The sequence below is a fragment of the Streptomyces sp. NPDC085946 genome (genome assembly GCF_044540485.1).
Lineage (GTDB): Bacteria > Actinomycetota > Actinomycetes > Streptomycetales > Streptomycetaceae > Streptomyces.
Genome location: NZ_JBITSF010000019.1, coordinates 82,476 through 104,785, shown reverse-complemented (window position 1 = coordinate 104,785; position 22,310 = coordinate 82,476). Strand labels below are relative to the sequence as shown.

Annotated in this window: 25 protein-coding genes and 1 pseudogene; 23 read left to right on the top strand and 3 right to left on the bottom strand. The window is 72.1% G+C overall.

Going from position 1 to position 22,310, the window contains the following annotated elements; genetic code table 11:
- Nucleotides 1–21: 21 nt before the first annotated feature.
- The 8 genes from ACIF8T_RS30455 (at nt 22) to ACIF8T_RS30420 (ending at nt 7,702) form a co-directional block, all read left to right on the top strand.
- Nucleotides 22–1,317, top strand: coding sequence for a hypothetical protein (locus ACIF8T_RS30455; protein ID WP_400039364.1), 1,296 nt, complete (start codon nt 22–24; stop codon nt 1,315–1,317).
- Between the two features lie 66 nt (nt 1,318–1,383).
- Nucleotides 1,384–2,028: a TlpA family protein disulfide reductase gene (locus tag ACIF8T_RS30450; RefSeq protein WP_400039362.1), complete on the top strand. Its 645-nt coding sequence runs from the start codon at nt 1,384–1,386 to the stop codon at nt 2,026–2,028.
- A 1-nt stretch (nt 2,029) separates the two neighbouring features.
- Complete coding sequence (locus ACIF8T_RS30445; RefSeq protein ID WP_400039360.1) at nt 2,030–2,803, top strand: cytochrome c biogenesis CcdA family protein; 774 nt, start codon at nt 2,030–2,032, stop codon at nt 2,801–2,803.
- 3 nt (nt 2,804–2,806) lie between these two features.
- Entirely contained in the window at nt 2,807–4,540 is a 1,734-nt protein-coding gene (locus tag ACIF8T_RS30440) for a cytochrome c biogenesis protein ResB (protein ID WP_400039358.1), read from the top strand.
- Entirely contained in the window at nt 4,537–5,646 is a 1,110-nt protein-coding gene (gene ccsB, locus ACIF8T_RS30435) for a c-type cytochrome biogenesis protein CcsB (RefSeq protein WP_400039356.1), read from the top strand. The genes ACIF8T_RS30440 and ccsB overlap by 4 nt, the downstream gene beginning before the upstream one ends.
- A 75-nt stretch (nt 5,647–5,721) precedes the next feature.
- Nucleotides 5,722–6,336, top strand: a complete 615-nt coding sequence (locus tag ACIF8T_RS30430; protein ID WP_400039355.1) for an RNA polymerase sigma factor — start codon at nt 5,722–5,724, stop codon at nt 6,334–6,336.
- The gene (locus tag ACIF8T_RS30425; protein WP_400039353.1) at nt 6,333–7,259 is read left to right on the top strand and encodes a CU044_5270 family protein; all 927 of its coding nucleotides are present in this window, start codon (nt 6,333–6,335) and stop codon (nt 7,257–7,259) included. The genes ACIF8T_RS30430 and ACIF8T_RS30425 overlap by 4 nt, the downstream gene beginning before the upstream one ends.
- Before the next feature lie 38 nt (nt 7,260–7,297).
- Nucleotides 7,298–7,702, top strand: a complete 405-nt coding sequence (locus ACIF8T_RS30420) for an SRPBCC domain-containing protein (RefSeq protein WP_400039352.1) — start codon at nt 7,298–7,300, stop codon at nt 7,700–7,702.
- On the opposite strand, the gene ACIF8T_RS30415 is transcribed toward ACIF8T_RS30420, so the two are convergent.
- Nucleotides 7,699–9,096 (bottom strand): condensation domain-containing protein, encoded by a 1,398-nt coding sequence (locus tag ACIF8T_RS30415; RefSeq protein WP_400039350.1) that lies wholly within the window; start codon nt 9,094–9,096, stop codon nt 7,699–7,701. The two genes, ACIF8T_RS30420 and ACIF8T_RS30415, sit on opposite strands and share 4 nt — an antisense overlap.
- Nucleotides 9,097–9,304: 208 nt before the next feature.
- Between ACIF8T_RS30415 and ACIF8T_RS30410 the strand changes: the two genes are divergently transcribed.
- Nucleotides 9,305–9,712 (top strand): DUF6281 family protein, encoded by a 408-nt coding sequence (locus ACIF8T_RS30410; RefSeq protein WP_400039348.1) that lies wholly within the window; start codon nt 9,305–9,307, stop codon nt 9,710–9,712.
- Between the two features lie 16 nt (nt 9,713–9,728).
- Here ACIF8T_RS30410 and ACIF8T_RS30405 read toward each other — a convergent pair whose 3' ends face one another.
- The gene (locus ACIF8T_RS30405) at nt 9,729–10,370 is read right to left on the bottom strand and encodes a hypothetical protein (protein ID WP_400039346.1); all 642 of its coding nucleotides are present in this window, start codon (nt 10,368–10,370) and stop codon (nt 9,729–9,731) included.
- Nucleotides 10,371–10,487: 117 nt separating this feature from the next.
- On the opposite strand from ACIF8T_RS30405, the gene ACIF8T_RS30400 reads away from it, so the two are divergent.
- From ACIF8T_RS30400 to ACIF8T_RS30390, 3 genes are all read left to right on the top strand, one after another.
- Nucleotides 10,488–11,453, top strand: coding sequence for a Scr1 family TA system antitoxin-like transcriptional regulator (locus tag ACIF8T_RS30400; protein WP_400039344.1), 966 nt, complete (start codon nt 10,488–10,490; stop codon nt 11,451–11,453).
- On the top strand, nt 11,395–11,517 hold the full coding sequence (locus tag ACIF8T_RS30395; protein WP_400039446.1) for a DUF397 domain-containing protein: 123 nt from the start codon (nt 11,395–11,397) through the stop codon (nt 11,515–11,517). The genes ACIF8T_RS30400 and ACIF8T_RS30395 overlap by 59 nt, the downstream gene beginning before the upstream one ends.
- Nucleotides 11,518–11,606: 89 nt before the next feature.
- On the top strand, nt 11,607–13,157 hold the full coding sequence (locus ACIF8T_RS30390; RefSeq protein WP_400039343.1) for a carboxylesterase/lipase family protein: 1,551 nt from the start codon (nt 11,607–11,609) through the stop codon (nt 13,155–13,157).
- 49 nt (nt 13,158–13,206) lie between these two features.
- On the opposite strand, the gene ACIF8T_RS30385 is transcribed toward ACIF8T_RS30390, so the two are convergent.
- Complete coding sequence (locus ACIF8T_RS30385) at nt 13,207–13,524, bottom strand: PLD nuclease N-terminal domain-containing protein (RefSeq protein ID WP_400039341.1); 318 nt, start codon at nt 13,522–13,524, stop codon at nt 13,207–13,209.
- Between the two features lie 67 nt (nt 13,525–13,591).
- On the opposite strand from ACIF8T_RS30385, the gene ACIF8T_RS30380 reads away from it, so the two are divergent.
- From ACIF8T_RS30380 to ACIF8T_RS30330, 11 genes and pseudogenes are all read left to right on the top strand, one after another.
- Nucleotides 13,592–15,043: a menaquinone biosynthesis decarboxylase gene (locus ACIF8T_RS30380; RefSeq protein ID WP_400039340.1), complete on the top strand. Its 1,452-nt coding sequence runs from the start codon at nt 13,592–13,594 to the stop codon at nt 15,041–15,043.
- Nucleotides 15,040–15,507: a hypothetical protein gene (locus ACIF8T_RS30375; protein ID WP_400039338.1), complete on the top strand. Its 468-nt coding sequence runs from the start codon at nt 15,040–15,042 to the stop codon at nt 15,505–15,507. Before ACIF8T_RS30380 ends, ACIF8T_RS30375 begins: the two co-directional genes overlap by 4 nt.
- Entirely contained in the window at nt 15,504–16,427 is a 924-nt protein-coding gene (gene mqnP, locus ACIF8T_RS30370; protein WP_400039337.1) for a menaquinone biosynthesis prenyltransferase MqnP, read from the top strand. Before ACIF8T_RS30375 ends, mqnP begins: the two co-directional genes overlap by 4 nt.
- A gap of 64 nt (nt 16,428–16,491) precedes the next feature.
- A complete protein-coding gene (locus ACIF8T_RS30365; protein ID WP_400039336.1) occupies nt 16,492–17,166 on the top strand; it encodes a UbiX family flavin prenyltransferase in 675 nt (224 codons plus the stop codon).
- 59 nt (nt 17,167–17,225) lie between these two features.
- The gene (locus ACIF8T_RS30360) at nt 17,226–17,681 is read left to right on the top strand and encodes an Lrp/AsnC family transcriptional regulator (RefSeq protein ID WP_400039335.1); all 456 of its coding nucleotides are present in this window, start codon (nt 17,226–17,228) and stop codon (nt 17,679–17,681) included.
- Nucleotides 17,682–17,731: 50 nt separating this feature from the next.
- Complete coding sequence (mqnE, locus tag ACIF8T_RS30355) at nt 17,732–18,895, top strand: aminofutalosine synthase MqnE (protein ID WP_400039333.1); 1,164 nt, start codon at nt 17,732–17,734, stop codon at nt 18,893–18,895.
- A 179-nt stretch (nt 18,896–19,074) separates the two neighbouring features.
- On the top strand, nt 19,075–19,725 hold the full coding sequence (locus ACIF8T_RS30350; RefSeq protein ID WP_400039331.1) for a UdgX family uracil-DNA binding protein: 651 nt from the start codon (nt 19,075–19,077) through the stop codon (nt 19,723–19,725).
- 64 nt (nt 19,726–19,789) lie between these two features.
- A pseudogene (locus tag ACIF8T_RS30345) lies at nt 19,790–20,308 on the top strand (GNAT family N-acetyltransferase); the annotation flags it as partial.
- 112 nt (nt 20,309–20,420) lie between these two features.
- Nucleotides 20,421–20,744: a DUF4229 domain-containing protein gene (locus ACIF8T_RS30340; RefSeq protein ID WP_400039329.1), complete on the top strand. Its 324-nt coding sequence runs from the start codon at nt 20,421–20,423 to the stop codon at nt 20,742–20,744.
- A gap of 94 nt (nt 20,745–20,838) precedes the next feature.
- Nucleotides 20,839–20,940 carry a putative leader peptide gene (locus ACIF8T_RS30335; RefSeq protein WP_365830463.1) on the top strand — a complete coding sequence of 34 codons (102 nt, stop codon included), beginning with the start codon at nt 20,839–20,841 and terminating at the stop codon, nt 20,938–20,940.
- A 51-nt stretch (nt 20,941–20,991) separates the two neighbouring features.
- Nucleotides 20,992–22,299, top strand: coding sequence for a dicarboxylate/amino acid:cation symporter (locus ACIF8T_RS30330; protein ID WP_400039327.1), 1,308 nt, complete (start codon nt 20,992–20,994; stop codon nt 22,297–22,299).
- Nucleotides 22,300–22,310: the final 11 nt, after the last annotated feature.

The following is a 22,310-nucleotide window of genomic DNA, read 5'->3' as shown; positions in this document are numbered from 1 at the left end:
GACGTGACGAACGGGGATGCGATGCGCACTCTCACCCGCAGGGGAATGCTCGGGCTCGGCGCGGGTGCCGGAGCCGCGACCGCCGTGTCGCTGGCGGGCTGCGGCGGCCCCACCGGGCCGGACGGCTCGACGCACGCCGGCGGTTCCGGCGGCGGCCGGCCCGGCACCCGTCCGAAGCCCGCGCCCACCGCCCGGCTCCTCGGCGACGGCTCCACCTCCTACACCGGCAGGCAGCCCCACCAGCCCGCCGCCCCCGTCCCGCTGGAGCCGGGGCAGCGGCCGCCGCAGTTCGTCGTCTTCTCCTGGGACGGGGCCGGCGAGGTCGGCAACGGCCTCTTCCCGCGCTTCCTGGACCTCGCCCGCGAGCACGGCGCGAGCATGACCTTCTTCCTCTCGGGCCTGTACCTGCTGCCCGAGTCGAAGAAGCGCCTGTACGACCCGCCGAACAACCCGCGCGGCGCCTCCGACATCGGCTACCTCACCGACGCGCACATCAAGGACACCTTGAGGAACCTGCGCCGCGCCTGGCTGGAGGGCCACGAGATAGGCACCCACTTCAACGGCCACTTCTGCGGCGACGGCCCCGGCTCGGTCGGCCGCTGGACGCCGCGGCAGTGGCGCAGCGAGATCGACCAGGCCCGGTCCTTCGTGACGCGGTGGCGCACCAACACCGGCTGGACCGATCTGCCGGCGCTGCCGTTCGACTACGACAAGGAGCTCGTCGGCGGCCGCACGCCCTGCCTGCTCGGCCAGGACAACCTGCTGCCCGCCGCGCGGGAGCTCGGCTGGCGCTACGACGCCTCCTCGCCCGGCGGACGCCAGGTGTGGCCGGTGAAGCGGCAGGGGATCTGGGACCTGCCCCTCCAGCAGATACCTTTCCCCGGTCGTTCGTTCGAGGTCCTGTCGATGGACTACAACATGCTCGCCAACCAGTCGCTCAACTCCACGAACGCCCCCGCCCACCGCCACCCGGCCTGGCGGGAGCAGGCCGCCCGGTCCTACATCCAGGGCTTCCGCCGGGCCTACGAGACGAACCGGGCGCCGCTCTTCATCGGCAACCACTTCGAGCAGTGGAACGGCGGCATCTACATGGACGCCGTCGAGGAGGCGTTCCGGCACATCGCGCGGGAGAAGGAGAAGGGCGGCGACGTCCGGCTGGTCTCGTTCCGGCAGCTCACGGACTGGCTGGACGCGCAGCGGCCGGAGGTGCTGGCGAAGCTGCGCACCCTGGAGGTCGGGCAGGAGCCGGCCGGCGGCTGGAAGGAGTTCCTCAAGGGCGCCGAGAAGACCGCCGAGGGAGCCGGGAAAGCCGCCTGATATGCGGTTTTCCACCCGCAAGGGGGGTGCGCGAGAGCCCTGGAACGGGCATGCGAAACTTTTCACATGAGTGCCGCCAGCCGCGCCCCCCAGGGCACGAACCGCTCGAATCACCCGCACCGCACGACCCGCGCCCGCCGCGCCGTCCTGGCCGCCGGCGCCGCCGTGGCCGCGCTGCTCGTCTCCGCGTGCAGCTCCGGCGGGACGTCCGGCGGGGGCGGCGACACCAACTTCGTCACCGGCACCGACGGCATCGCCACCGTCGCCCGGGGGGAGCGCGCCGCGGCCCCCGAGCTGTCCGGCAGGACCGTCACCGGGGACACCCTCGACGTCGCCGACTACAAGGGGAAGGTCGTCGTCCTGAACGTCTGGGGCTCCTGGTGCAACCCCTGCCGCGCGGAGGCCAAGTACTTCGCCAAGGTGTCCAAGGCGTACGCCGGCAAGGGCGTGCAGTTCGTCGGCATCAACACCCGGGACACCAACGTGAAGGCCGCCGCCGCCTTCGAGGAGGACTTCGGGATCCCCTACCCGAGCCTGTACGACCCGGCCGGCAAGCTGATGCTCCGCTTCGAGAAGGGCACGCTCAACCCGCAGACGGTCCCCTCCACGCTCGTCCTCGACCGGGACGGGCGGATCGCGGCCCGGTCGCTGGCCGCGCTCAGCGAGGAGCGCCTGCTGAAGATGCTCAAGCCGGTCCTCGCGGAGAAGTGACGTGACCGCGCTCACCACGCTCGCCGCGGTCACGGACCCCAACGGCACGGTGCTCAACGGCGCCCTGCTGGTGGCCCTGCCCATCGCGCTGCTCGGCGGGCTGGTCTCCTTCTTCTCGCCGTGCGTCCTGCCGCTGGTCCCCGGCTACCTCTCCTACGTCACCGGGGTCGCCGGCACCGACCTCGCCGAGGCCCGGCGCGGCCGGATGGTCGCGGGCGCCTCCCTGTTCGTGCTCGGCTTCACCGCCGTGTTCGTCTCCTCCGGGGCGCTGTTCGGCTACTTCGGCGACACGCTCCAGGTGCACCGGGACGTGCTGTCCAAGGTGCTCGGCGTGCTCATGGTCCTCATGGGCGTCTTCTTCATGGGCCTGATGCCCTGGCTCACCCAGCGCGAGTTCCGCTTCCACCGGCGCCCGTCGACCGGGCTGGTGGGCGCGCCCCTGCTCGGCGCGCTGTTCGGCATCGGCTGGACGCCCTGCATCGGCCCCACCCTCGCCTCCGTGCAGGCGCTCGCCCTGGACCAGGCGAGCGCCGGGCGCGGCGCCGTCCTGACCGTCGCGTACTGTCTGGGGCTGGGCGTGCCGTTCGTGCTCGCCGCGGTCGCCTTCCGCAAGGCGCTCGGCGCCTTCGGGTGGGTCAAGCGGCACTACGTCTGGGTGATGCGGGTCGGCGGCACGATGATGATCGTGACCGGTCTGCTGCTGCTGACCGGCGCCTGGGACCGCATCGTGCAGGAGATGCAGGTCTGGTCCAACGGCTTCACTGTGGGGATCTGATCGATGAGCAAGACCACCTCCGACCCGGCCCCGACCGCCGCCGAGGACCAGGAGCTGGGCGCCGCGGGCTCCCAGCTCACCACCGCCCCCAGCGACGAGGCCCCCCAGCTGCCGGCGCTCGGCGCCCTCGGCTGGGTCCGCTGGTTCTGGCGGCAGCTGACCTCGATGCGGGTCGCGCTGCTGCTCCTGCTGCTGCTGTCGCTCGGCGCGATCCCTGGCTCGCTGATCCCGCAGACCGGCGTCGACGAGACGAAGGTCGCCGACTTCCGCGAGGCCCACCCGGCGCTCAGCGACGTCTACGACAAGCTGGGCCTGTTCCACGTCTACAGCTCGGTGTGGTTCTCCGCGATCTACATCCTGCTGTTCGTCTCCCTCATCGGCTGCATCGTGCCCCGCACCTGGCAGTTCGTCGGCCAGCTCCGGGGCCGCCCGCCGGGCGCGCCCAGGCGCCTGAACCGGCTGCCCGCGTACACCACCTGGCGCACCGTGGCCGAGCCCGAGCAGGTCCGCGAGGCCGCGCTCGCCCTGCTGAAGAAGCGCCGCTTCCGCGCCCACCTCGCCGGTGACGCCGTCGCCGCCGAGAAGGGCTACCTGCGCGAGCTGGGCAACCTGGCCTTCCACATCGCCCTGATCGTGATGCTGGTCGCCTTCGCCTGGGGCCAGCTGTTCAAGTCCGAGGGCAACAAGCTGATCGTCGAGGGCGGCGGCTTCTCCAACACGCTCACCCAGTACGACGACTTCAAGTCCGGCAACCTCTTCGCCACCGAGGACCTGGTGCCCTTCAGCTTCCACCTGAAGGAGTTCACCGGCACCTACGAGCGCACCGGCCCCAACAAGGGCACCCCGCGCCTCTACCAGGCCGACCTCACCTACACCGAGGGCGCCTACGGCACGGAGAAGAAGACCAGGATCAAGGTCAACGAGCCGCTGGAGATCGGCGACGCCAAGGTCTACCTCGTCAGCCACGGCTACGCCCCGGTCGTCACGGTCCGCGACGGCAAGGGCGAGGTCGTCTTCCGGGACGCGGTGCCGCTGCTGCCGCTGGACGCCAACGTCACCTCCTCCGGCGTGGTCAAGGTCCTCGACGGCTACCGCAACCCCGGGGGCGAGAAGGAGCAGCTCGGCTTCAACGCCTTCTTCGTGCCGACCTTCGGCGGCTCGGCCAGCGGCACGATGCTCTCCCAGTTCCCCGCGCTGGACTATCCGGTGCTCGCGCTGTCCGCCTACCACGGCGACCTGGGGGCCGACGCCGGCATCCCGCAGAGCGTGTACCAGATGGACAAGAAGAACATGAAGGAGTTCAAGGACTCCAAGGGCGAGCTGTTCAAGAAGCTGCTGATGCCCGGCGAGACCATGAAGCTCCCGAACGGCGCCGGCTCGGTCACCTTCGAGAAGGACGTCAAGGAGTGGGCCGGCTTCCAGATCGTCCAGGAGCCCGGCGGCGGCTGGGCCCTCGCCGGGGCCCTCGTCGCGATCGGCGGCCTGGCCGCCTCCCTGTTCATCCAGCGCCGCCGCGTCTGGGTCCGCGCCGTCCGGGGCGCCGACGGCGTCACCGTCGTGGAGATGGCCGGGCTCGGCCGCAGCGAGTCCGCCAAGGTCCCCGAGGAGCTCGGCGACCTCGCCGGGATCCTGTACGAGCGGGCCCCCGGCGCCCCCGACCCCGACGACGGCCCGGCGCCGCCGTCCGATTCCCCCGACCCGCACGCCGTACCTGCCGAAGGGGCTGAGCAGCAGTGACCCTCGCCGCCGCCACCAACGAGAATCTCGCGAGCATCAGCAACGTGCTGATCTACTCCGCGATGGCCGTCTACACCCTGGCCTTCTTCGCTTACATCGCCGAGTGGCTCTTCGGCAGCCGCAGCAAGGTGGCCCGGACCGCCGCCGCGCTCACCGCGAAGCCCGGCGCGGACGGGGCGCCGGCGGTCACCGTGAGGACGGCCGGCGGGACCGCCGTGCTGGAGCGGCCCAAGGTCGTCGTGCGGGCCGCGGCCGGCCGGCGCGACGTGCCGGACGGGCCCGGCGCGCACGGCGGGGACGAGCGGGGCGACCTCTACGGGCGGATCGCCGTCTCCCTGACCGTGCTCGCCTTCCTGGTCGAGTTCGGCGGTGTGCTCGCGCGGGCCCTGTCGGTGCAGCGGGCGCCGTGGGGCAACATGTACGAGTTCAACATCACCTTCTCCACGGTCGCCGTCGGCGTGTACCTCCTGCTGCTGGCGCTCAAGAAGAACGTGCGCTGGCTCGGCCTGTTCCTCATCACCACGGTCCTGCTCGACCTCGGTCTCGCCGTCACCGTGCTGTACACCGCCAGCGACCAGCTGGTGCCCGCCCTGCACTCGTACTGGCTGTACATCCACGTCTCCACCGCCATCGTGTGCGGCGCGGTGTTCTACGTCGGCGCGGTCTCCACGGTCCTGTACCTGTTCAAGGACAGCTACGAGAACAAGCTGGCCGGCGGCGGCAGGCCCGGCAGCTTCGCCACCTCCGTGCTGGAGCGGCTGCCCGCCTCGGCCTCGCTCGACAAGTTCGCCTACCGCGTCAACGCGGCCGTCTTCCCGCTGTGGACGTTCACGATCATCGCGGGCGCCATCTGGGCCGGCGACGCCTGGGGCCGCTACTGGGGCTGGGACCCCAAGGAGACCTGGTCCTTCATCACCTGGATCGCCTACGCCTGCTACCTGCACGCCCGCGCCACCGCCGGCTGGAAGGGCCGCAAGGCCGCCTACCTGGCCCTGCTCGCCTTCGGCTGCTGGCTGTTCAACTACTACGGCGTGAACATCTTCGTCTCCGGCAAGCACTCCTACGCCGACGTGGGCCTCGGCGCCCTGACGGCCGTCGGGTTCTGACCCGCGCACCGCGAGGCCGGTTCCCGTGACCCAGGTCACGGGAACCGGCCTTCGCCGTACGGACAGGCAAGGGGCGTGGACACAAATCTGCGGACACGCATCCGCGCGGGGGACCACGACGCCTTCGGCGACCTCTTCGACGCCTGCGCACGCTCCGTCTACAACCACGCCTTCCGGCTCACCGGCGACTGGACGGTGGCCGAGGACGTCGTCTCGCTGACCTTCCTGGACGCCTGGCGGCTGCGCGCGACGCTCGACGAGGAGGGCGGCTCGCTCCGGCCCTGGCTGCTCGGCATCGCCACCAACGTCACGCGCAACACCCGCCGGGCCGCCCGGCGCCATGCCGCCGCCGTCGCCCGCCTGCCCCGCGACGCGGCCGTACGGGACTTCGCCGACGAGGTCGCCGGACGCCTGGACGACGAGATCCGGCTCGCCCTGGTCCGCACGGCCCTGGCGAAGCTGCGGCGCGCCGAGCGCGAGGTGCTGGCGCTGTGCGTGTGGTCCGGGCTGGACTACGCGTCCGCCGCCGAGGCGCTCGGCGTGCCCGTCGGCACCGTGCGCTCCCGGCTCTCCCGCGCCCGGACAAAACTCGCGAAACACCTGAAAGAACCGGAACCCGACTCCGCCCGCGGACAGATCAGAGGTGACCGCACCACCGCGGCCAGGCCCATGACGGAGGGAAACCGATGAACCAGCTTCCCGAACGAGACCTCCCCCCGGGCCGTCACCGACTCCTCAAGGAGCATCTGATGACCGAGATCCGGCACGACGAGCCCGCTTCCGCCCCCGGGCGCGTCCGGTGGCTGCGGCCCGCGATCGCCGCTGCGGCCACGGCAACGGCCGCCGCCGTCGCCTTCGTCCTCCTGCCGGCCTCCGGAGGCGACGCGAGCGCCCGGCCGCCCAGCCGGGCCACCGTCGCGCTGCTGGAGGACATCGCGCTGGCGGCCGGGCACGAGCGGGACTACGGCACGATCCGCGACGACCAGTTCGTGTACGTGGACAGCAAGGTGTCGTACTCGCGGAGCGAGGACGGGAGGACGACGGTCCAGCCGCCGCACCGGCTGGAGAGCTGGCACTCGGTGGACGGCACCCGCGAGGGACTGATGCGCGAGACCGGGCGGGGAGACTGGCCCCTGGACCCGGACGCCCGACCCGGAGAGCCCGGTCACGAGGTGAGCACCAGCTTCCGGCACCTGTCCACCCTGCCCACCGACCCCGGCGAGATGTACGACTGGCTGCGGGAAGTGGCCCCGCGCTACAGCGGCCAGGACACCGACCAGGCCGTGTTCGTCCTGGCCGGGGACCTGATCCAGTCGGCGATCGTGCCGCCGGAGCAGGGCGCGGCCCTCTACCGGGCGGTGGCGCGCGTCCCCGGCGTCACCGTGGTGGAGGGGGCGGTCGACGCCGTCGGACGGCGCGGCGTGGCGATCACCCGCCAGGACCCCGACAACCCGACCCGCGACGAGTGGGTCTTCGACCCGGAGACGTACGAGTTCCTCGGTGAGCGCAGTGTGGCCACCGACGACTACGAGAACGTGACGGAGGGCACCGTCACCAGCAGCACCGCCGTCCTGCGCCGCGCGGTCGTCGACGAGCCGGGCCGGCGTCCGTAACGCGTGCGCATCCCCCGGCCCGGGGTCAGGCTGGTGTCATGAGCGGTTCCATCGAACAGGGCACCAGCCAGACCCACGGGAACACGCACATCCTGCACTTCCTGGTGCGGCTCCCCCGGCCCATGGAGGCGGTCTGGCCGGCACTGGCCACCCCGGACGGGCTCACGGCGTGGTGCGCGCCCGCCGACGCGCTGGAGCCCCGGCTCGGCGGCGAGGTCGCCCTGCGGGGCCTGGGCGGCGGCCGGATCACGGCGTGGGACGTGGACCGGGTCGCCGAGTACACGGTGGAGGGCGGCGGCCGGCTCAGGTTCCACCTGGAGCGGGACGGCGACGGCTGCGCCCTGCGCTTCACCCACGAGTTCCAGGAGGACGGGACGGAGTCCGAGCAGCGCTGGCGAGACCGCTTCGAGCGGCTGATCGGGCTCCTGGACGACGGGTCCTAGACCTGGGCGGCGGTGCGGGTGATCACGTCCCGCAGCCGCTCGGCGTACAGCCGCAGGTTCTTGTGCGCCGCGTCGGTGTCCGGGTAGCGGCTGGCGAACCACAGGCCCTCCTGGAGCCGGGTCACCCAGGCGCACACCTGGTCGCCGTAGGAGACCCGCAGCAGCGCGTACGCCTTCTGGCCGGTCCAGTGGGCCGCGCCGGGGATGCCGCGGGCGTCGACGAACGAGACGATCGAGTACAGGTCGGGCGAGGTGGGCCGGAAGTCCGCGCCGAGCAGCCGCAGCACCCGGGCGAGCGGCATCCGCGACAGCGGACGGGCCTCGTGCAGCGCGGCGCGCACGGTCCGCAGGGCGGCGGGCAGGTCGCCCGCCCGGTCGGCCGGGACCTCGATCGGCGCCCCGCCGACGTACCAGCCCACCGAGTCCGACCAGCGGGACTTCAGCCGGGTGTGGAACGGCACCACCGTGCGGTAGACGGGCTGCCCGCCGATCTCGTGGACGATCAGCGCGGTGGCCGCCAGCACGCCGACCAGGCTGCCGCCGTAGGGCCGGCAGTACGCCTCGAACGCGGCGGCGGTGTCCGCGTCCACCAGCGGCTCGCGCAGGAACCTCTGCTCGGGCAGCGGGCCGCCGGCCGTCAGGCCGAGGTCCACGGGGAAGGACGGCAGCCGCCCGTCGCAGCGGCGGATGAACTCCCGCCAGCGGGCCACGGTCTCGTGGCCCGCGTCGATCCGGTCCGCGTCGGCCCGCTCCGCCTCGCAGAAGTCGACGTAGCTGCCGGTCGGCGGCCGCCGCGCGGGCAGCCCGGCGAGGCGGGCCGCGTACAGCTCGTGGATCTCGGCGGGGATGCGGAAGATCGAGTAGGCGTCGACGTTGCTGTGGTCGAAGGCCAGGTACACGCTGGTGGAGTCGTCCCGCAGGACCGCCGCGTAGATCAGGTTGGGCCAGCGCAGCGCGTCCGCCGTCGTGTCGAAGCGCTCCTGGAGGTGCCGGACCAGGTCCGTCGCGTCCGGGAAGTCGCCGATCTCCGCCCGGTGCAGGAAGACGTCCTCGGCGTCGAGGGTGAAGCGGCGCATCGCGTCGCCGGCCGCGCCGGACCAGCGGAAGCCGCTGCGCAGCGTCTCGTGCCGCAGCGTCCAGTCGCGCAGTGCCCCCTGGAGCGCGTCGAGGTCGGCCCGGCCCGGCAGGTCGAAGGCCGCGCCCAGCCAGGTCGGCACGAACAGCCCGTCCTCGCGCACGGAACGGGCGGTCCTGATGTGCGACTCCTGGATGTAGGCCGGTGGCCGGGAGTCCTCGGGCAGGACGGTCGCCCTCTCGACGGTCGCCGGACTGAGCGTCCACTCGACGAGTCGTCCGGGCCGGACCTCGCAGCGCTGGATGTCAGTCATTCGCACGGGGCGTCTCCGTTCGCAGTTGGGACAGACCCGACCAAGGGAATGCCGCGCCCGCGACCGGACACAGCGGGTGTCGGCACATTTCAATGGAACGGATGGCATCTCGAACGGCGATACGACCGTTCCGCCGGGTGAACGTTCCGGGTGCCCGCCGCGTCCGAGGTACGGATTCCCGAGCCGGGCCGCGGCTCCCCGAGGAGGCACACCGATGAAGACACCGTCCCCGTCCGTCCGCAGGACGGCCCTGGCCGTGCTGCCGGCCGTGATCGCCGCCGCGGTGACCGCGGGCTGCGCGGAGCCGGCCGGGGAGACCGCCGGATCCGCGCCGTCCTGCGCGTACGTCGTCGAGTACGACGGCCGCCGTTACCTGGGCCGGGACGGGACCGGCCTCCCGGTCGGGGAGCCGCTGGGCAGCGCCGTCCGCCCCGCGTGCGACGACACCCCGAACGATCCCGACCCCGGGGACCGGCGGACCCGGGTCACCGCCCACGCGGTCGAGGGCGTGGACCCGTCCGTCGCCCTCGCCGTGGCGGAGGCCCCCGGCGACTTCCTCCTCGTCACCGCCGATTCCCTCACGACCCTCCCTCCCGAGCTGCGGAGACTGGTCGGGGACTGACCGCGCCCCGCCCGGCTCAGCCCTGCCGCTCCAGCACCGCGTAGTCCGCGAAGGTGCGGCGGTAGCGGGTGTGCCGGGTCTCCTGCGTGTGCCGCCGCTGCCACTCCTCCACCTCCGCGGGACCGGTGCGGGGCCCGGACGCGGCCCCGCAGTCGGCCTCGCCGCCCGAGACGCACCGGGCCTCGTACTCCGGCAGCGCCGACGGGTCCTGCACGATCGTGTACGGCACGTACCGGAAGAGCCGCCGCACCGGGAGCGGCGCCTCGCCGTCGTGGTCCCGCCTCCGGTGGCGGCGCAGCAGCACGTTCGCGTCGGTCTCGGCGGTCCCGTCGGCCCGTGCGCGGGCCCGGGCCCGCCGGGCGGCGAACTCCTCGCACGCCGCGCAGCCGGGCACCGGCTCGGGCGGCCGGCTCAGGTCCTCCACCCCGTGACGCCCGGCGCCGGAGCGGACGTTGGCCGCCCGTACCTCCGCGCTCAGCCGCTCCTCGGCGGTCGCCGGCCGGACCCGTGCCGCGTCGGCCTCCCACTCCCGGCCCCCGCCGACCGGCCGCAGCATCGCGTACGGACCCGCCTTGCCCTGGTACTCGCCGACCCTGCCCGTCTCCGGGTCGTAGACGGGCGTTCCCCGCTCGATTTCGTGTGCGAACCGCTCAATCATGATCTCTCCGTGCCCACTTGCTCACTCTGGGTGTGTCGAGCGTCGCTCAGTGGCACCGTCGGTATCAACGCTTCGCGCGTGCCACTGGATCACTGTCACGGAGGGGGAGGGGTCGCCGTGAGCCGACGCAACGCCGAGGCGGGGGCGGGTGCCGCGAGTACGGCGGCGGTGTTCGGGGAGGTGCTGCGGCACTACCGCGAGGCCGCGCTGCTCACCCAGGAGGCGCTGGCGGGCCGCATCCCGTGCGACCGGTCCCACGTCGCCCGGGTGGAGGCGGGCACGCGGGTGCCGCAGGAGTCCTTCGCGAAGAGCTGCGACGAACTGCTCGGCACGGGCGGGGTGCTGTCGCGGTTGTGGGGGCGCATCGACTGGTACCCGCAGGTGGAGCATCCGGACTGGTTCCGGCGACGGGCCGAGATGGATGCGGTGGCTGTGGAGTTGTACGAGTATCAGGTGCAGGTCATCCCCGGTTTGTTGCAGACCCCGGGTTACGCGCGGGCGATGTTCTCTCGCCTTCCGGCGCGCGCGGACGAGGTGGAGGATCGCGTACACGCGCGACTCAGCCGACAGCGGCGCTTCATGTCCGACGACGGGCCGTTGTACGTGGCGATCCTCGACGAGAGCTGCCTGCGCAACGTGATGGGAAACGCGTCCGTGATGCGCGACCAGTGCGCGCACCTCCTGGCGATGGGGCGCCGCCCCAACATCCGCATCCAGATCGCCCCGGCCGCCCGTGCCGAGCTGCGGCGGCCCAAGACCTCCATGGCGCTGATCACGATGCCCGACGGGGAGCGCTGGGTGTACTCGGAGTCGTTGGACCGCGGCCATTTCAACAACGATCCGTCCATCTATGCGCGCCACAACCGGACCTATGATGTGCTCAGGTCGGATGCCCCGTCACCCGGTGAGTCCGCCGCTTTGATCAGCGACGCGTTGGAGGGGTACGAGCAGCATGAGCAGCCACGAACTCGGCGCGATGACCTGGATCAAGAGCAGCTACAGCGACGACGACGGCGGCAACTGCATAGAAATAGCCCCCGGTTTCCCCGAAACCGTCCCCGTGCGCGACAGCAAGAACCCTGACGGGCCGGTCCTGCTCCTCCGCCGCACCGCCTGGTCGGCCTTCCTCACCGCGCTCAAGGACTGACCCGCGCACTGGTGATTTACGCGGTCCCAACCGCCGTACCCCCGAGAAGACTTCGGTGACTTCTGCTGTCACCCCTCTCGGAGGTGCCGATGTCCGGTCCGCTCACAAGATCAGGCGCGCTGGTGGGCGCCCTCCTGCTGGCCGTCGTGGGGCTGGTCGCCGCGCCCGCCGCGGCGGCCGAAGGGCCCACCGCCACCACCCGGTACGGGCAGGTGCGGGGCGAGGCCGGGGAGACCGCCCACTCCTACCTCGGCCTCCCGTACGCCGCGCCGCCGGTCGGCCCGCTGCGCTGGAGGCCGCCGGCCCGGCCCGCGCGCTGGGCGGGCGTCCGCGACGCCACCGCGCCGGGCAACCCGTGCATGCAGCGCCCCGGCTCCACCCCCTGGGGCGACCTCGCCGGGCCCGGCACGCCCAGCGAGGACTGCCTCTACCTGAACGTCTACACGCCCGCGCGGCGCTCCGTGCTCAAGCGGCCGGTGATGGTGTGGATCCACGGCGGCGGCTTCACCGTCGGCTCGGGGACGTTCTACGACGGCGGGAAACTCGCCGCGAAGGGCGACGTCGTCGTGGTCAACTTCAACTACCGGCTCGGCGCGTTCGGTTACCTCGCCCACCCGGACCTGGCCGCCGAGTCGGCGCAGGGCGTCTCCGGCAACTACGGGCTGCTCGACCAGCAGGCCGCCCTGCGCTGGGTGCGGGAGAACATCGCGGCGTTCGGCGGCGACCCGGACAACGTGACGGTCTTCGGGGAGTCGGCGGGCGGCGGCAGCGTCTGCCAGAACCTCGTCTCGCCCCGCGCGGCCGGCCTGTTCGACCGGGCCGTCGCCCAGTCGGGCTGCGGGTTCCCGCTGCCCACCCGGGAGTCGCAGGAGCGCACCGGCACGGCCTGGGCCCGGTCGCTGGGCTGCGAGAGCGTGACCTGCCTGCGCGCGACCGCCGCCGAGGACCTGCTCGCCGCCTCCGCCACGCCCACCGCGCGCTGGGTCCCGAACGTCGACGGCGAGGTCCTGCCGTCCCAGGTGACGGACGCGCTGGAGAGCGGACGGTTCCACCGGGTGCCCGTGCTCCAGGGCACCACCGCCGACGAGGGCCGGCTCACCGTGGCGACCACGTACGACCTGGCCGGCCGGCAGCTCACCGCGGCGGACTACCCGGTGGCCGTCCGCGCGGCCTACGGCACCCGGGCCGACGAGATCCTGGCCCGCTACCCGCTGTCCGACCACGGCACGCCCGCGGAGGCCCTGGGCGCGGTCCTCACCGACTCCCAGTTCGCCTGCCTGCAGTCCCGCACCGCGGGCCTGATGGCGGCGCACACCCGCTCCTACCAGTACGAGTTCGCCGACCGGCACGCCATGGACTACCTGAACCTGCCGATCGGCTTCCCGATCGGCGCCCCGCACGGCTCGGAGATCCGGTACGTCTTCGGCGGCGTCACGGGCACCCCGGCGCAGAACGCCCTGTCCGACCGGATGGTGGGCTACTGGACCAACTTCGCCAGGACGGGCGTCCCGTACGCGGCGGACGCCCCGCGCTGGCCCCTCTTCCCGAAGGTCCTGACCCTCGCCCCCGAGGCGATCACCTCGTCGACGGCCTTCCCGGAGCGGCACCAGTGCGACCTGTGGAACCGGCCCGCCTCCTGAGCGGCCGAACGCCCGTCCCCGCCGGAACCGCCGGCGGGGACGGGCGCCGTCAGGTCTCGTCCCGCTTGGGGTCGTCGTCCGTCCTGCGGTCCTCGTCGAGGGACTTCAGGAAGTCGGGGTTGTCGTCGGGCGCCACCCACTGCCGCGACCGGCCGCCCCGCACCCCGGACCAGCCCCCGGCGGCCGGGCTGCGCCGCTTGCCGGCGATGATCCAGGAGAGCGAGCCGACCAGGGGGAAGAGCAGCACGAGGATCGCCCACAGCGGCTTGGGCATGTGGCGGACGTCCTCGTCCTTCGTGCTGATGCAGTCGATGAACGCGTAGACGCTCAACGCCAGTGGCACGAGGAACATCAGCACCCGGAGCATGGGGCCTCTCCAGCGGAAGCGGTGGGCGGTACGGGGCCAGGGTAGCCGCTCGGGGATACTTGACCCCATGGCTTACGACGATCTGCGCTCCCTGCTCAGGGCGCTGGAGCGCGAGGGAGACCTCAAGCGCATCAAGGCCGAGGTCGACCCGCACCTGGAGGTCGGTGAGATCGTCGACCGGGTGAACAAGGCCGGCGGACCCGCCCTGCTCTTCGAGAACGTGAAGGGCTCCGACATGCCGCTGGCGATGAACGTCTTCGGCACCGACCGCCGCCTGCTCAAGGCCCTGGGCCTGAAGTCGTACGCGGACATCTCCGACAAGATCGGCGGGCTGCTGAAGCCGGAGCTGCCGCACGGGTTCGTCGGGGTGCGCGAGGCGTTCGGCAAGCTCGGCGCGATGACCCACGTGCCGCCGAAGAAGGTCAAGGACGCCCCCGTCCAGGAGGTCGTGCTGACCGGCGACGACGTGGACCTCGACCGGCTCCCGGCCCTGTTCACCTGGCCGAAGGACGGCGGCTCCTTCTTCAACCTGGGCCTGACCCACACCAAGGACCCGGAGTCGGGCGTCCGCAACCTGGGCCTGTACCGCCTCCAGCGCCACGACAGGCGCACCATCGGCATGCACTGGCAGATCCACAAGGACAGCCGCAACCACTACCAGGTCGCCGCCCGGCGCGGCGAGCGCCTGCCGGTCGCGATCGCCTTCGGCTGCCCGCCCGCCGTGACCTACGCCTCCACCGCGCCGCTGCCCGGCGACATCGACGAGTACCTGTTCGCCGGGTTCGTGGCGGGCAAGCGGATCGAGATGGTCGACTGCAAGACCGTGCCGCTCCAGGTCCCCGCGCAGGCGGAGGTCGTGCTGGAGGGCTGGCTGGAGCCCGGCGAGATGCTGCCGGAGGGACCCTTCGGCGACCACACGGGCTTCTACACCCCGCAGGAGCCGTTCCCGGCGCTGACCATCGACTGCGTGACCATGCGCCGCCGCCCCCTGCTCCAGTCGATCGTCGTGGGCCGCCCGCCCACGGAGGACGGACCGCTGGGCCGCGCGACGGAACGCTTCTTCCTGCCGCTGCTGAAGGTCATCGTCCCGGACATCGTGGACTACCACCTCCCCGAGGCCGGCGGCTTCCACAACTGCGCGATCGTCTCGATCGACAAGAAGTACCCCAAGCACGCCCAGAAGGTCATGCACGCCGTGTGGGGCGCCCACATGATGTCGCTGACCAAGCTGATCGTGGTCGTGGACGCCGACTGCGACGTGCACGACCTGCACGAGGTGGCCTGGCGGGCCCTGGGCAACACCGACTACGCCCGCGACCTCACCGTCGTCGAAGGCCCCGTCGACCACCTCGACCACGCCTCCTACCAGCAGTTCTGGGGCGGCAAGGCGGGCATCGACGCGACGCGCAAGTGGCCCGAGGAGGGCTACACGCGCGACGGCGGCTGGCCCGACATGGTGGAGTCCGACCCCGAGACGGCGGCGAAGGTGAGCCGCCGGTGGAAGGAGTACGGCCTGTGAGCCCCCTCGCCGTGGGCGGTCCGGCCCTCTTCATCGGCACCGACACCGACTACGTGGCGCTCGTGCGGCCCGAGCTGGACCCGGCCGACCCGGGCGTGCGGCTGGCCGCCGAGCAGGCGGGCGTCGCACCGGAGGAGTTTGCGGGACCGGGCGACACCTGGGCGGTCCTCGTCGAGCACGGCGGCCAGGGCGACGGCTTCGAGCTGCCCGGCGTCCGCGACGCGGAACCGGTCCTCTTCGCGGAGCGGCTGCGCGCCGGGCTCACCGCGGCGGACGGGCCGTTCACGGTCGACGGCGCGGTGCTGCGGCTGGACGCCCGCCCGGCCGGCGCGGACGGATACGCCTTCACGGCGCACGTCACCCCGCCCGACGACGCCGCGACCCCGCTGACCGTGGAGACGGGCCCGCTGCCCGTCGCCGCGCTGCTGGCCGACCTCGACGCGTTCCTCGGGAGCCTCGCATGATGACCACCGCCGACGGGATCGTGGACTCGGGCCCGGCGCCGCGGCCGGCCGGCAAGGTCAAGGCGTTCCTGCGCCTGGTGATGATCGAGCACTCGGTCTTCGCGCTGCCCTTCGCCTACATCGCCGCCCTGACGGCGATGTACGAGCGGGACCGCACCGTCCACTGGGGACTGCTGCTCCTGGTCACCGTCTGCATGGTGGGCCTGCGCACCTTCGCCATGGCGGTGAACCGGATCATCGACCGGGAGATCGACGCCCGCAACCCGCGCACGGCCCAGCGGGAGCTGGTCACCGGCGCGATGTCGGTGAAGCACGCCTGGACGGGCGCGGTGATCGCCCTGATCGTCTTCCTGGGGGCGGCGGCCCTGCTCAACCCGCTGTGCCTGGCCCTGGCGCCCGTCGCGGTCGTCCCGATGGTGGTGTACCCGTACGGCAAGCGGTTCACGAACTTCCCGCAGGCCATCCTCGGTCTCGCCCAGGCCATGGGCCCGGTCGGCGGCTGGCTCGCGGTCACCGGCGCGTGGTCCTGGGACGCCGTGATCCTGGGCCTCGCGGTCGGCGTCTGGATCGGCGGCTTCGACCTGATCTACGCCTGCCAGGACGTCGAGACCGACCGGGCCATAGGCGTCAAGTCGGTCCCGGCCCGCTTCGGCGTCCCGGCGGCGATCCGGGGAGCCCGGGCCTGCCACACGGTGACCACCGCGCTGTTCGTCTGGTACGCCCTGGCCACCGGCGCGGGCCCCTTCTTCTGGCTGGGCCTGCTGGTCGTCGCGGGCGCGTTCGTCTACGAGCACACCATCGTCCGCCCGCACGACCTCTCCCGCGTCAACCGCGCGTTCTTCAGCGTCAACGGCTTCATCGGCATCGCGCTGTTCGTGTGCGCGCTGCTGGACCTGGTGGTGCGCGGACTGACCGTGTGAGGACCGGAGCCGGAGGCGGCCGACCGGTCCTGAGCACGGCGCGGTTCACCGGTACGCTCAAAGCGTGAACGCAGGAGAAACGCAGCGCACGCCTTGGATCGTGGGGGTGTCCGGGGCGTCGGGGACGCCGTACGCCGCCGCCGTCCTGCGGGCGCTGCTCGCCGCGGGCGAGAGCGTCGATCTGGTCGTCAGCCGGGCCTCGCGGCTCACCCTGCTGGACGAGACCGGGATCTCCTTCCGGGACGCCCACTGGCAGGAGGACCTGCGGCACTGGCTGGCGCGGGGCGCCGACGGCAAGCCCGGCACCTTCGCCGTCGACCTCGACGGGGTGCGGTACTGGAACGCGGGGGACCTCGCGGCCGGGCCGTCCTCCGGGTCGTACCCGGCCAAGGGCATGCTCATCGTGCCCGCCTCGACGGCCTGCGTGGCCGGGGTCGCGCTCGGCCTCTCCAAGGACCTGCTGCAACGCACGGCGAGCGTCACCCTCAAGGAGGGGCGCAAGCTGGTCGTGGCCGTACGCGAGACCCCGCTGAACGGCCAGACCCTGCGGCAGCTGGTGGCCCTCGACGAGGCGGGCGCGACCGTACTGCCCGCCTCGCCAGCCTTCTACGCGGGCGCGACGCACATCCAGGACCTGGTGGACTTCGTCGCCGGACGCGTGCTCGACGCGGCGGGCGTCCCGCACCGGCTCTACCGCCGGTGGGAGGGCGAGCTCGGCGGCGGGTCCCGCACCACCTGAGCACACCCACACCCCACACCCCACACTTTCAGACCTCTTCAGCGGAAGGCTTCGATCGCATGGACGCGGTGGACAGGCAGCTCATCCAGGCCCTGAGGGAGAACGGCCGGGCCTCCTACGCGGAGCTGGGACGCCTCGTCGGCCTGTCGGGACCCAGCGTCACCGACCGCATCAACCGGCTGGAGGCGGCCGGTGTCATCACCGGCTACCGCGCCACCGTCGACGCCGCCTCGCTCGGCCTCGGCGTCATCGCCCTGATCGGCATCTCGCTCTCCGACGCCGCCGACCACGAGGACGTGGCGCGCCGGCTGAAGGACCTCCCCGAGATCGAGGACTGCTGGTTCATCGCCGGCGACGACTCCTTCATGCTCAAGGTGCGGGCGACCGACGTGGACGGCCTGGAGAAGATCATCCGGAGGCTGTCCGGCACCAAGGGCGTCTCCCGCACCCGCACCACCATCGTGCTCTCCACGAAGTGGGAGAACCGGGTGGGTGAGCTGCCGGAAGAGGTCTAGAGGTCTGGGAGTACGGTGGACGGAGTCTGTCTCTAGGTGGAGGTAACGGCATGGACGTCGGGCTCAAGCGCGAGCTGGAGCAGAAGGTCCGCTCCGGTGAGCGGCTGACCCGCGAGGACGGCATCGCGCTGTACGCGTCGGACGACCTGGCCTGGCTTGGCGGACTCGCCCACGAGGTGCGCACCCGCAAGAACGGCGACGTGGTGCACTTCAACGTCAACCGCCACCTCAACATGACCAACGTGTGCACGGCCTCCTGCGCGTACTGCTCCTTCCAGCGCAAGCCCGGCGAGAAGGACGCGTACACCATGCGCATCGAGGAGGCCGTCAAGCTCGCCAAGGCGATGGAGTCGGAGAACCTCACCGAGCTGCACATCGTCAACGGCCTGCACCCGAACCTCCCCTGGCGCTACTACCCGCGCTCGCTGCGGGAGCTGAAGGCCGCCCTGCCGAACGTGTCCCTGAAGGCCTTCACGGCCACGGAGATCCACCACTTCGAGACCATCTCGGGGCTCAGCGCCTCCGAGATCCTCGACGAGCTGATCGACGCCGGCCTGGAGTCGCTGACCGGCGGCGGCGCGGAGATCTTCGACTGGGAGGTCCGGCAGCACATCGTGGACCACCGCACCCACTGGGAGGACTGGTCCCGCATCCACCGGCTGGCGCACGAGAAGGGTCTGAAGACCCCGTGCACCATGCTGTACGGCCACATCGAGGAGCCCCGGCACCGCGTCGACCACGTGCTGCGGCTGCGCGAACTCCAGGACGAGACCGGCGGTTTCCAGGTCTTCATCCCGCTGCGCTACCAGCACGACTTCGTCGACGTGAAGGACGGCAAGGTCCGCAACCGCCTCCAGGCCCGCACGCAGATGGCGAGCGGGGCCGAGGCGCTGAAGACCTTCGCCGTCTCCCGGCTGCTGTTCGACAACGTGCCGCACGTGAAGGTCTTCTGGGTGATGCACGGCGTCAACACCGCCCAGCTCGCCCTCCAGTTCGGCGCGGACGACATGGACGGCTCGGTCGTCGAGTACAAGATCACCCACGACGCCGACAACTTCGGCACGCCGAACAAGCTCACCCGCGAGGACCTGCTCGAACTCATCCGCGACGCGGGCTTCCGCCCGGTGGAACGCAACACGCGCTACGAGATCATCCGCGAGTACGAGGGCCCGGACCCGTCCCGCCGCGAGTCCCCGCAGCCGATGAGGGTCTGACCCGGAAACTGGCCCGGGGCTGACCGGCCCGGGGGCGCGGGGCTGACGACCCGGGGGCCCGGGGCTGACCGACCCGGGGGCGCGGGGAACTGCGCGACCGGCCCCCGCGCACCCGCACCCGGCCGCCGATCCGCCCCCACCCCCCGTTCGCCGCCGCCCACGGGGGGTACCCCGCAGACATGCCTGCAACGAAGGCCCCGGAAGACGCCTACACCGCGGAACCCTTCGTCCCGGCCGGAGCCGGGCTGGACCGGCTCCGCGAGGCCGCGGCCGCCTGCCGCGGCTGCCCCCTGCACCGGGACGCCACGCAGACGGTCTTCGGCACCGGCAACCCCCACGCCCGCGTGATGCTCGTCGGCGAACAGCCCGGCGACCAGGAGGACCGCCAGGGCCGCCCCTTCGTGGGCCCCGCGGGGAAACTCCTCGACCGCGCCCTCGCGGAAGCCGGCCTCGACCCGGCGGACGCGTACGTCACCAACGCCGTCAAGCACTTCAAGTTCACCCGGGCCGACCCCGGCAAGCGCCGCATCCACAAGTCCCCGACCCGGCGGGAGGCGACCGCCTGCGGGCCCTGGCTCGCCGCCGAGCTGGCCCTCGTCGAGCCGGAGCTGATCGTGGTGCTGGGCGCCACCGCCGGCAAGGCCCTGCTCGGCCCCTCGTTCAAGGTCACGCAGGTGCGCGGGACCGTCCTGGAGGAGGAGATCCACGGGCGCCCCGAGCGGCTGGTGCCCACCGTGCACCCCTCGGCGGTGCTGCGCGCGGACGACCGGGAGGCGGCGTACCGGGGGCTGGTGGCGGACCTCGGGGTCGCGGCGCGGGCGCTGGGCTGAGCGGGGGCGTCCGCTCCTCGGGACGGCGTTGATCACGACCGCGCGTAATGAATAATCTCCCGACATGCCCCTTACCTTCACGCTGGACCCCGCCGTGACGCCCGACCTGCGCGACGGCCTCCTGGACCTGTGGACCGACGTGTCCAACGCGGGCGGAGCCGTCGGCTTCGTGCCGCCCGTCACGCGGGAGGACGTCCGCCCCGAACTGGTCAAGCACTTCGTGGCGATGGCGGAGGGCAGGGTCCGGCTGCTCGCCGGCCACGACGAGGAGGGGCGGGTGGCCGCGACCGCGTTCCTCACCTTCAACACCCACCGGCTGATGCGGCACTGGATCTGGCTGTACACCGTGATGGTGCACCCCCGCCACCAGGGCCGGGGCTGCGGCCGGGACCTGCTCGCGGCCGCCGCGGACGCCGCCCGCACCCTCGACGGCGTCGAGGCGATCCGCCTCACCTGCCGGGGCGGCCTCGGCCTGGAGCGCTTCTACGCCTCCTGCGGCTACCAGGAGGTCGGCCGGGTGCCGGGCGCGATCCGCGTCGCCCCCGGCGACGACCGCGACGACGTGATGATGCTGCTGCCGCTGGACCGATCGCGCGCCGCGCACCCCCCTGCGGGGCCGGCGGCCGGGCGTGCTTCACTGGACGGTGCCTCTTTGGGCATGTTCCGGCCGGTCTAGACGGAAGAGTGGATGAGAGATGCTCCGCTACACGCTGATGCGCCTCGGGATCTTCGTGGGCTGCCTCGTGGTCGTCTGGGGCCTCGTCTACTCCGGCCTGGCGCCGCGCGGCCTCGGCGACTCCAACGGCCTGTGGGTCGTCCTGCTCGCGCTGCTGCTCTCGGCGCCGATCAGCTTCGTCGTGCTGCGCGGCGAGCGGGACCGGGCCTCCGAGCAGATCGTGCGGCGCGTGGACCGGGCGAAGGCCAACCTGGAGGCCAACCGCAGCCAGGAGGACGCGGCCGACGACACCGTCCGCACCCAGGAGCCGGCCCAGGGCCGGGCGCAGGGTCAGACTTCCTGACATCTCACCCTTTGTGTTGTATGGCTGGATGCGGCCGCATGCCTCTCAAAGGAAGGCTTTGAGCCTCTCAAAGTTCAGGTGTTAAGGTTTCTGTATGAAGCCAGCAGCCGCGTCTCCCACGCCCCGGAGCATCCCGCTCGTGGCGCGCCTGCACGTGGACCTCTGCCGGTGCGCGTCGGCGACCTGTCGTCCCTGACGTTTCCGCCCCGCCGCTTCCACGTCAGCCTCTACGCGCCCCCACCGGAGCATGTCCGTGTCCTCTGAGACCAAGTCCTTCAAGGTGCCCTTCTGGGCCCAGATACTCGCCGGCCTCGTCCTCGGCGTCCTGCTCGGCTGGCTCGCCCGCAGCCAGGACCTGTCCTGGCTGGTGACGACCCTGGAGAAGATCGGCGGCACCTTCGTCGGGCTGCTGAAGCTCGCCGTCGCCCCGCTCGTCTTCTTCGCGATCCTCGTCTCCATCACCAACCTGCGGAAGGTCAACAACGCGGCCCGCCTGGCCTCCCGCACCCTCCTCTGGTTCATGATCACCTCGCTGATCGCGGTGAGCATCGGCATCGTGATCGGCCTGGTCACCAACCCCGGCGCCGGCACCGGCCTCACCCCCAAGGACGGGGCGAAGCCGGAGACCACCGGCTCCTGGATCGACTTCCTCACCGGCATCGTCCCGACCGACGTGATCACGCCGTTCACCGAGCTGAACGTCCTCCAGATCGTCTTCATGGCCGCCGTCGCCGGCATCGCCGCCCTCCAGCTCGGCGAGAAGGCCCAGCCGATCCTCACCCTGAGCGAGTCCGTGCTGGAGCTCCTCCAGAAGGCGCTGTGGTGGGTCATCCGCCTCGCCCCGCTCGGCACCGTCGGCCTCATCGGCAACGCCATCGCCACCTACGGCTGGGACCTGATCGGCAAGTACGCGACCTTCACCGCCGACATCTACGTCGGCTGCCTGATCGTGCTGTTCGTGGTCTACCCGGTGCTGCTGGCCACGGTCGCCAAGGCCAACCCGCTCCAGTTCTTCAAGGGCGCCTGGCCCGCCATCCAGCTCGCCTTCGTCTCCCGCTCGTCGGTCGGCACCATGCCGCTGACCCAGAAGGTCACCGAGCGCCTCGGCGTCCCGCGCGAGTACGTCTCCTTCGCGGTGCCGTTCGGCGCCACCACCAAGATGGACGGCTGCGCCGCCGTCTACCCCGCGATCGCCGCGATCTTCGTCGCCCAGATCTTCGACATCCAGCTCGGCCTCGGCGACTACCTGCTGATCGCATTCGTCTCGGTGGTCGGCTCCGCCGCCACGGCCGGCCTGACCGGCGCGACGGTCATGCTGACCCTGACCCTGTCCACCCTGGGCCTGCCCATGGAGGGCGTGGGCCTGCTGCTCGCCATCGACCCGATCCTCGACATGATCCGCACCGCGACCAACGTGGCCGGACAGGCCCTGGTGCCGGTCCTGGTCTCGGCCCGCGAGGGCCTGCTCGACCGGACCGCCTACGACAGCGTCGGCGGCTCCCCGGTCGACGACGAGCCGGCCGACGCGCCGCAGCGGGTGCCCGCCGCCGCCTGACCGGGCGTGAC